The following is an 8315-nucleotide window of genomic DNA, read 5'->3' as shown; positions in this document are numbered from 1 at the left end:
CCGCTCCAGCCGTTCCGCCCGCTCCAGCCGTTCCGCCCGCTCCAGCCGTTCCGGCCGTTTGGGGCGTCCCGGGCCTGGGGGTTCGGGATGTTGGGGGTGTTCGGGGTGTTCTTGCAGTCGGGGAGCACCGGTACGTGCAGGGTGCACATGGTTTCGGCGGCCCCCCCGCCGGCCTCCGCTTCGCACACGCCAGTCACGTGCGGGCCGCCCACAGGTGAAGGAAGTGTCGCCTCCCGGCCACCCGGCGTTGCCACGCTGGGCCGGTGTTGGCCACGGCATTCCCCGTCGATCTCCGCAGCTGTCAGGTACTGGGCCTGGCCGGTACGGCCTTCCTCGCGCTCGGCGGGGAGACGGCCGGCGCCCTGCCCGTCCGCCTGCTGGCGCCCGCCTCGGCGCGGGCGGCGCTCGGACTGGTCGGGGTGTACTTCGGTGTCGTCCTGCTGACAGCGGCCTGGGTGCTCCTCGGCCGCCTGGTGCGCGGCCCGCGCCCGCCCACCCCGCGCGCCCTGCTGCTCGTCCTGGCCGTCTGGGCCGCGCCCCTGCTGCTCGCGCCGCCGCTGTTCAGCCGGGACGTGTACAGCTACCTCGCGCAGGGCGCCATGGCCGACGCTCACATGGACGTGTACGCGGGCGGCCCGGACCGGCTCGGCGGCCCGCTCTCCGCCGAGGTCGCCCCGATGTGGCGGCACACCGGCGCCCCCTACGGGCCGGCCTTCCTCGCCCTGGCCTCCGCGCTGTCGGGGGTCACCCGCGGCGAACTGCCGGCGGGCCTGCTCGGGATGCGCCTGGTCGCCCTGCTCGGCGTGGCCCTCATGGCGGTGGCGCTGCCCCGCCTCGCCCGGCACAGCGGCGCCGACCCGGCCGCCGCGCTGTGGCTCGGCGCGCTCAACCCCCTGGTCCTGCTGCACCTGGTCGCGGGCGCCCACAACGACGCCCTGATGCTCGGCCTGCTCGGGCTCGGGCTGGTCGTCTGCCGCCGCCGGCCCGTCGTCGGCGCCGTACTCGTCACCCTCGCCGCCCTGGTCAAGGCGCCGGCCGCGCTGGGTCTGCTGGCCGTCGTGGCCCTTCGGGTCCGTGCCGGCCGGCCGCCGTTGCCGGCCGTCCTGAGCACGGCGGTGGCGGCCGCGGCCACCACGGTCGCCGCCACGGCCGCGGCCGGGACGGGCTACGGCTGGATCGGCGCCCTGGACACGCCGGTCTCCGCGCACAACTGGGCGCTGACCAGCCTGCTCGGCCGAGCGACCGGCGCCCTGCTCACCGCCCTCGGCAGCGGCCTGGCCCCGCTGGCCGTGCCGGCCTGGCACCTGTTCGGGCTCGCGGCCACCGCCGTGTCCGTGTCGCTGATATGGCTCCGGCTGCGCCCCCGGCCGGTGTACGCACTGGGCCTGAGCCTGCTCACGGTCGCGGTGCTCGGTCCGGCCATCCGGCCCTGGTACGTGCTGTGGGGACTGTTCCTCATCGCCGCCGCCGCGCCCAGTACACCGGTGCGGCACCGGGTGGCGGCCCTGGCGGGCGTGCTGGCCCTGGCGGTGCTGCCCGGCGGGGGTCCCGCCGACCTCGGACAGCTGGTCTTGGCGGTGTCCGGGGGCGTGCTGGGCGTAGTGGTCCTGTGGCAGTGCCACCAGGCGGCCCGGACCCAGGCCCGGGACCGGGCCGAGGTCTCCGTCCCCGTCCCCGTCCCCGTTTCTGTCCCGGTTCCGGTTCCGGGGCGTACGGCGTGACGGGCCCGGGGGGCGGGCCGGGGCTGCCCGGACGTCTGGCGGCGCGCGGACCGCGCACCGGACGGGGCCGGCTGCTGCTCGTGCTGCTGCTGGCGGCCGCGGTGACCGTGTTCACGGCCACCGTGCCGTTGCTGCGCGGCTTCTTCGACCTGCGTGTGTACTACGGCGCCGTACACACCTGGGCGCACCACGGCGGCCGGATCTACGACTACCGGGTGCCCGGCACCGGGTACGGCTTCACCTACCCACCGTTCGCCGCGGTCGCCATGCTGCCGCTGGCGCTGCTCGGCCGGACCACGGCGATCGTGGTGTCCCTGCTGGTGAACCTGGCCGCGCTCGCCGGCGTCCTGCGGGTCCTGGCCGGTGCGGACTGGCGCCGTCACGGCTGGTACCGGTGGGCGCTGTGCCTGTGTCTGCTGGCCCTGTTCGAGCCGCTCCGGGACACCTTCGGCTTCGGCCAGGTGAACCTGGTGCTGCTGGCTCTCGTCCTCGCCGACAGCGCCCTGCTGGCCGCCGGCCGGGGCCGCTGGGCGGGGGTCGGGACCGGGCTCGCCGCCGCCGTGAAGCTCACCCCGGCCCTGTTCATCGGCCTGCTGCTGCTCGCCGGGCGGCGGCGGGCGGCCGGCACAGCCGTCGCCGTCGCCGCCGCGGCGACGGCGACGGCCGCCTGGGTGGATCCGGCGGCCTCCCGCTTCTACTGGACCGAGGCGCTCTGGGACACCGGCCGGGTGGGCCGCCTGGACTACGTGTCGAACCAGTCGCTGCAAGGTGTGCTGGCCCGGCTCGGGGAGTCCGGCCGCCCCCTGTGGGCGGCGGCGGTCCTGCTGACCCTGAGCGTGTGGGCCCTGCGCGGCCGCCGGGCCGTCGCCGCAGGCGACTGGGAGGCGGCGTTCGCGCTCACCGGCGCCACGGCCTGCCTGGTCAGCCCGATCACCTGGGTGCACCACCTGGTCTGGCTGCTGCCGTCCTTCGCGGTCCTGGTGCGTGCCGGGCACCTGCGGATCGCGGGCGCCCTGTACGCGGTGCTGTGCACCAGTGTGGTGTGGCTGTGGTTCGACGACGCCTCCGGCGTCGGCGGGTTCCTCGGCGGCAACCTGTACACGTGGATCTCGCTGGGCCTGCTGCTCGGGCTGCCGGTGGGTCAGCCGCGGGCCGACCGGCCGCCTTTGGCGCGCAGTGCCAGGGCCACGGCACACGCGCCGAGCCCGGAGAGTCCCGCCACCACGGCGGTCCCCGACCAATCCGGGGCGTCGTCCTCCGCCGGTGCCCCGGCCGCCGCCACCGGCGCGGCGGAGGCAGCGGCGGGGGCGGCCGGGCGCAGCCCGTCGAGCGAGCCGACCGGGTCCACCTGCCCGGCCGCGGCGAAGCCCCAGTCGAGCAGCGCCCGGGCCTCCTCGTAGACGGTCAGCCCGCCCTCGGCCTGAGGGTTCAGCACGCTCACCACGAGGGTGCGCCCGTCCCGGCGGGCCGCGGCGACCAGGGTGTTGCCCGCGTTGCTGGTGTAGCCGTTCTTGATCCCGATCAGCCCGGGGTACGGCGCCACACCGTCCTCGCCGGTCAGCAGCCGGTTGGTGTTCTCGATGGCGTAAGGGGCCCCGTCACCGGGGAAGCTGGCCTCGGCGGTGGAGCAGTACCGGGCGAAGTCGGGGTTGTGCAGGCCGGCGCGGCCGAACACCGCCAGGTCGTAGGCGGAGGACACCTGGCCGGGGGCGTCGTAGCCGTCGGGGGAGACCACATGGGTGTCCAGGGCGCCGAGGGTGCGGGCCTTGTCCTGCATATGGGCGGCCGTGGCCTGCCAGCCGCCGCCGAGCCGGGCGAGGACGTGCACGGCGTCGTTGCCGGAGCTGAGGAAGACACCGCGCCAGAGGTCGGCCACCTGGTAGGTGTGTCCTTCCTCGACGCCGACCAGGCTGCTGCCCTCACCGACGTCCGCCAGCTCCTCGTACCGCACGGTGTGCTGGAGCCCGCTGGGCAGGGTCGGCAGCACGGTGAGCGCGAACAGGGTCTTGAGCGTGCTGGCGGGCGGCAGTTCGCGGTGCGCGTCGCTCGCGGCCAGCACCTCACCGCTGCCCGCGTCCGCGACGAGCCAGGAGAGGGCCGAGATCTCGGGCACCGCGGGTGTGCCCTGGTGCGGTCGGACCTGCGTGCCGGAGTGGTAGAGCAGGGCCGGCCCGGGCATCGCCGCCCGGGGGCGGGGCGGGGCGGGTTCTCCGCCCCGGGGTCCGGCGGCGGCAGCGGCGGGCGTGAGCGCCAGCAGACCCGCCACACAGAGGGAGCAGGCTGACACAGCTGCGCGATATGAGAATCCGGTGACCATATGATCAACGTACGAACAGGACCCGGGTACGACACGCTGCCCGGGCCGTTCGGGTCGCCGAGCAACCCGGATGCCGCACCCGGCCCGCTCGCGGCCGGGTGTCAGCCGGCCGGCAGGGTGGGCCGGATCTGCCGCAGGAACGTGGCGTTGTCGGGGGTGGCGCGCATCCGTTCGAGGAGGGTCTCCAGGGCGGACGGTCCGGTCTCCCGGGAGCGCAGCGCACGGCGCAGACCGTGTACGGCCGTCAACTCGGCCTCGGACAGGAGGAGTTCCTCGCGCCGGGTGCCGCTGGCGTCGATGTCCACAGCGGGGAAGACGCGGCGGCCGGCGAGTTCCCGGTCCAGCCGGAGTTCCATGTTGCCCGTGCCCTTCAGCTCCTCGAAGAAGTAGCCGTCGGCGCGCGATCCGGTGTCCACCAGAGCGGAGGCGAGGATGGTCAGCGACCCGCCCTCCTCCGCCTGGCGGGCGGCGCCGAAGAACCTCTTGGGGCCGAGCAGCGCACCGGCGTCGACGCCACCGCTCAGGGTCCGGCCGCCGGCGGCGGAGGCGTTGTTGTGCGCCCGGCACAGCCGGGTCAGCGAGTCCAGCAGTACGACGACGTCCTCACCGGCCTCCACCAGGCGCTTGGCCCGCTCCACGACCAGCTCGGCGAGGGCGATGTGCTCCTTGGGCGACCGGTCGAAGGTGGAGGCGTACACCTCGCCGCGCACCGAGCGGCGCATCTCGGTGACCTCCTCGGGCCGCTCGTCCAGCAGGAGCACCATCAGCCGGCACTCGGGGTGGTTGCCGGCCACCGCGGCGGCCAGCTGCTGGATCAGCACGGTCTTGCCGCTCTTGGGCGGGGCCACGATGAGGCCGCGCTGCCCCTTGCCCACCGGGGCGAGCAGATCGGTGAGCCGCCCGGCCGGTCCGGCGGCGGGGTGTTCCAGGCGCAGCCGCCGGTGCGGATGGAGGGGGGTGAGATCGCGGAAGTGCCGCCGCGAGCGCAGCTCACCCGGCACGCGCCCGTTGACGCGCGCGACCTCGGTCACGGCGCGCTGCGCGCCCCGGGCGCCCTCGACGAGGTCGCCCTTGCGCAGCCCGTGGCGGCGGATCAGCGCCGGCGGGACCTGCGGATCGGCCGGGGAGGACAGCAGGCTCGCGGCCCTCAGGTGCCCCTTCCCGTGCTGGTCGATGTCCAGGACGCCGGCGACGAGCGAAGCGGCGGGTGCCTGTCGGGCCTCGGGAGGGTGTTCGAGAGTGGTGGTCATGGGAGGGAAGTCCTTTCACGGACGGACGGGAAGACGAGGGGGAGAGGCCGCGAGCGGGAGGCGTCCCTACGACTGCCTCCGGGCGGCGGGAAACGGGACCTCGGGTGCGGCGTCGACCGCGCGTCACGAGGTGGTGCCGGGAAGCTGACGCGCCGGGGACCGGACGATCCGGGAACAACGGCGACTGGGTCAGCGCAAGAGAGGGAAATCCGCACCGGCGCCCATGGTGGGCGTGCACGAGTGCTGACGGAACGGTACCACCGTACGGGCCTCCGTGTCCGTGACCCGATCAACGCACCACCGGATCAGGCTATTCCCGGGGTCACGCCGGGAGGTCTCTCGCGGATCCCCCGGACGGCCCTACCATCGAGCGTCTTGTCAGGGGAACGTCAGGAGGAACCGGTGGACACCTCGCCCGCACGCACCCCGTACCGCCTGGATCCCGCAGGGGGCTGTCCGCACGCCGTCAACGCGCGACTGCTGGCCCAGGGTGCCGTCGCCCCGGTGGAGCTGCCCGGCGGGGTCGAGGGCATGGCCGTACTCGGGCACGAGGCGCTGAAGGAGCTTCTCCAGCACCCCGAAGTCGCCAAGAGCCCACGCCACTTCACCGCCCTGCGCGAGGGAAGGATCGCCGCGGGCTGGCCGTTGCTGACGTTCGCCACCGTCCCGGGCATGACCACCGCCGACGGCGCCGACCACCGGCGGCTGAGGTCCCTGGCCGCCCACGCCTTCACACCGCGCCGGGTGGAGGAACTCCGGCCGCGTGTCGTGGAACTGACCGAATCACTGCTCGACGACCTGGCCCGGGCGGCGGCCGAGGGGAACGGCGTCGCCGACCTGCGGCGGCACTTCGCGCTGCCCCTGCCGATGGGAGTGATCTGCGAACTCCTAGGCGTCGACGTCGAGTTCCGCGAGCGGCTGCATCACCTGGGAGACAAGGTCGTGGCCACCGACACCGCACCCGCCGAGGCCGTCGCCGCCAACCGGGAACTCGTCGCACTCCTCGCGGAGATCGCCACGGCGAAGGCGGCCCGGCCGGGCGACGACCTCACCAGCGCGCTGATCGCGGCCCGGGACGAGGACGGCGACCGGCTCGGCGAGCAGGAACTGATCGGCACCCTGCTGCTGATGATCATCGCCGGCCACGAGACCACCCTCAACCTGATCACCAACGCCGTACGCGCCCTGTGCGCCCACCCCGGGCAACTCGCCCTGGTCCGCGCGGGCGAGGCGGGCTGGGCGGACGTGGTGGAGGAGACGCTGCGCTGGGACGCGCCGGTCAGCTACTTCCCGTTCCGCTATCCGGTGCGGGACCTGACGCTCGCCGGCACCCTCGTCGCCGCCGGCACGCCCGTGCTCGCCGGGTACTCCGCGGCGGGCCGCGATCCGGCGGTGTACGGCCCGGACGCCGACCGCTTCGACGTCACCCGGCCCGCGCGGCCCGGCGCCGTGCGCCACCTTTCCCTCGGCCACGGCGCCCACTACTGCCTCGGCGCACCCCTGGCCGGACTGGAGGCCACAGTCGCCCTGGAGCGGCTGTTCACCCGCTTCCCCGCGCTCCGGCCCGCCGTGGACGAGGCCGACCTGACACCGCACGCGGGATTCGTGGGCAACAGCGTGCGGGTCCTGCCGGTGCGGCTGACGGCTTCCGAGCCGTCCGGCTGACACCGGCCGGGACCAGGGCTGCGCCCAAGCGGCTCCCCGGCTGGCCGACGCGGGCGGGGGCTGCGCCCAAGCGGCTCCCCGGCCGGCCGACGCGGGCCGGGGCCCGGGTACGGCCGTTCACACCGGCCGCGCGTCCGCCTCCCGCGCATCCGCTTCCCGCGCGGCCGCCTCCCGCGCGGCCGCCTCCCGCGCGATCTGATCGAACCGTGCGCCCATGGCCTCGGCGAGGGCCTGTGCGCCCGACAGCGGACGGACCATGACCATGAAGTCGTCGATCAGGCCGCCCTCGTTCACGTGCAGGAAGTCGCAGCCGGTCAACTCCCGGTCGCCCACGCGGGCCCGGAAGACCAGCGCGTGGTCCGTGCCGTCCGGCTCGCCGATCTCCCGGACGTACCGGAACTCCTCGAAGACCTGGACGACCGCCCGCAGGATCGCCGCGGTGATCGCCTTGCCGCGGTACGGCTTGAAGACGACCGGGCTGGTGAAGACGACGTCCTCGGCCAGCAGTGCCTCGACGGCGGTCAGGTCCCCGGCCTCGACGGCCTCGCGGAACGCGCGCATCGGATCCCCCCATACTCAATTAATTGATTAGGTGCGGAAGAGAGTAATCAACCGCTGTTAGCCTGTCCACATGTCGCTCAAGTACGCCGTCCTGGCCGCCCTGCTCGAGGGCGAGGCCTCGGGCTACGAGCTGTCGAAGACCTTCGACGTCTCCCTCGCGAACTTCTGGGCCGCCACCCCGCAGCAGCTGTACCGGGAACTGGAGCGCCTCGCGGGGGACGGGCTGGTCCAGGCCCGCACGGTGGAGCAGCAACGCCGGCCCAACAAGCGGATGTTCACGCTCACCGCGGCCGGCCGGGCGGAGCTGAGCGCGTTCGCCGCCGAGCCGCCGAAGCGTCCCACCGCCATCCGCGACGAACTCCTCATCAAGGTCCAGGCCATGGACGGCGGCGACCCGGACGTCACCCGGGCGCTGATCGAGGAGCGCATGGGCTGGGCGCGCGGAAAGCTCGACCGCTACCGGCGGCTGCGCGACGGCCTGCTCGGCGGGCGTACGGAGGACGAGTTCCTGCGCACCTCCGACCGTGTCGGGCCCTACCTCACCCTCATGGGCGGGATCTGCTTCGAGGAGGACAACCTGCGCTGGTGCGAGCGCGTCCTCGCGGTCCTGGAGCAGCGCCGTGACAGCACCGCACCCCGGCCGGACCGCCCGGCCCGCGCCGCGGAGCGCTGACGGGCCCCGCCCGGCCTGGCTCCGGCGCCACGAGGGTGACCGGCCCCGCACCTGTCCGACGGCTGCCCCGGGAGGGTGACCGGCCTCGCACCTGTCCGCCGGCTGCCCCGGGAGGGTGACCGGCCTCG

6 protein-coding genes and 1 pseudogene are annotated in these 8315 nt (G+C 74.7%); 4 read left to right on the top strand and 3 right to left on the bottom strand.

Annotated elements, in window-relative coordinates; translation table 11 throughout:
* Window positions 1-263 precede the first annotated feature (263 nt).
* A complete protein-coding gene (gene mptB, locus GT045_RS38145) occupies window positions 264-1721 on the top strand; it encodes a polyprenol phosphomannose-dependent alpha 1,6 mannosyltransferase MptB (protein WP_345942883.1) in 1458 nt (485 codons plus the stop codon).
* The gene (locus tag GT045_RS40850) at window positions 1718-3121 is read left to right on the top strand and encodes a glycosyltransferase family 87 protein (RefSeq protein ID WP_161337009.1); all 1404 of its coding nucleotides are present in this window, start codon (window positions 1718-1720) and stop codon (window positions 3119-3121) included. Before mptB ends, GT045_RS40850 begins: the two co-directional genes overlap by 4 nt.
* A gap of 35 nt (window positions 3122-3156) precedes the next feature.
* On the opposite strand, the pseudogene GT045_RS40845 reads toward GT045_RS40850, so the two are convergent.
* Both GT045_RS40845 and rho read right to left on the bottom strand, forming a co-directional pair.
* Window positions 3157-3900: pseudogene (locus GT045_RS40845) on the bottom strand (serine hydrolase); the annotation flags it as partial.
* Window positions 3901-4139: 239 nt separating this feature from the next.
* Window positions 4140-5288, bottom strand: coding sequence for a transcription termination factor Rho (gene rho, locus GT045_RS38130; protein ID WP_161294900.1), 1149 nt, complete (start codon window positions 5286-5288; stop codon window positions 4140-4142).
* Between the two features lie 402 nt (window positions 5289-5690).
* On the opposite strand from rho, the gene GT045_RS38125 reads away from it, so the two are divergent.
* Complete coding sequence (locus GT045_RS38125) at window positions 5691-6953, top strand: cytochrome P450 (RefSeq protein ID WP_161337010.1); 1263 nt, start codon at window positions 5691-5693, stop codon at window positions 6951-6953.
* Between the two features lie 117 nt (window positions 6954-7070).
* Here the strand turns inward: GT045_RS38125 and GT045_RS38120 are convergent, their stop codons facing one another.
* Complete coding sequence (locus GT045_RS38120) at window positions 7071-7514, bottom strand: nuclear transport factor 2 family protein (RefSeq protein WP_161337008.1); 444 nt, start codon at window positions 7512-7514, stop codon at window positions 7071-7073.
* Between the two features lie 70 nt (window positions 7515-7584).
* On the opposite strand from GT045_RS38120, the gene GT045_RS38115 reads away from it, so the two are divergent.
* Window positions 7585-8187 carry a PadR family transcriptional regulator gene (locus tag GT045_RS38115; RefSeq protein ID WP_161337007.1) on the top strand — a complete coding sequence of 201 codons (603 nt, stop codon included), beginning with the start codon at window positions 7585-7587 and terminating at the stop codon, window positions 8185-8187.
* The last annotated feature ends 128 nt before the right edge of the window (window positions 8188-8315 follow it).

It is taken from the genome of Streptomyces sp. SID486, assembly GCF_009865385.1.
In the GTDB taxonomy this organism is placed as follows: domain Bacteria; phylum Actinomycetota; class Actinomycetes; order Streptomycetales; family Streptomycetaceae; genus Streptomyces.
The sequence above is the reverse complement of the archived record's forward strand: the minus strand, read 5'-3'. Positions and strand labels throughout refer to the sequence as shown.

Bases quoted from the DNA above. Each gene is read 5' to 3' on its own strand.
- GT045_RS38115 (WP_161337007.1), top strand. From the start codon at position 7,585: ATGTCGCTCAAGTACGCCGTCCTGGCCGCCCTGCTCGAGGGCGAGGCC.
- rho (WP_161294900.1), bottom strand. From the start codon at position 5,288: ATGACCACCACTCTCGAACACCCTCCCGAGGCCCGACAGGCACCCGCC.
- GT045_RS38120 (WP_161337008.1), bottom strand. From the start codon at position 7,514: ATGCGCGCGTTCCGCGAGGCCGTCGAGGCCGGGGACCTGACCGCCGTC.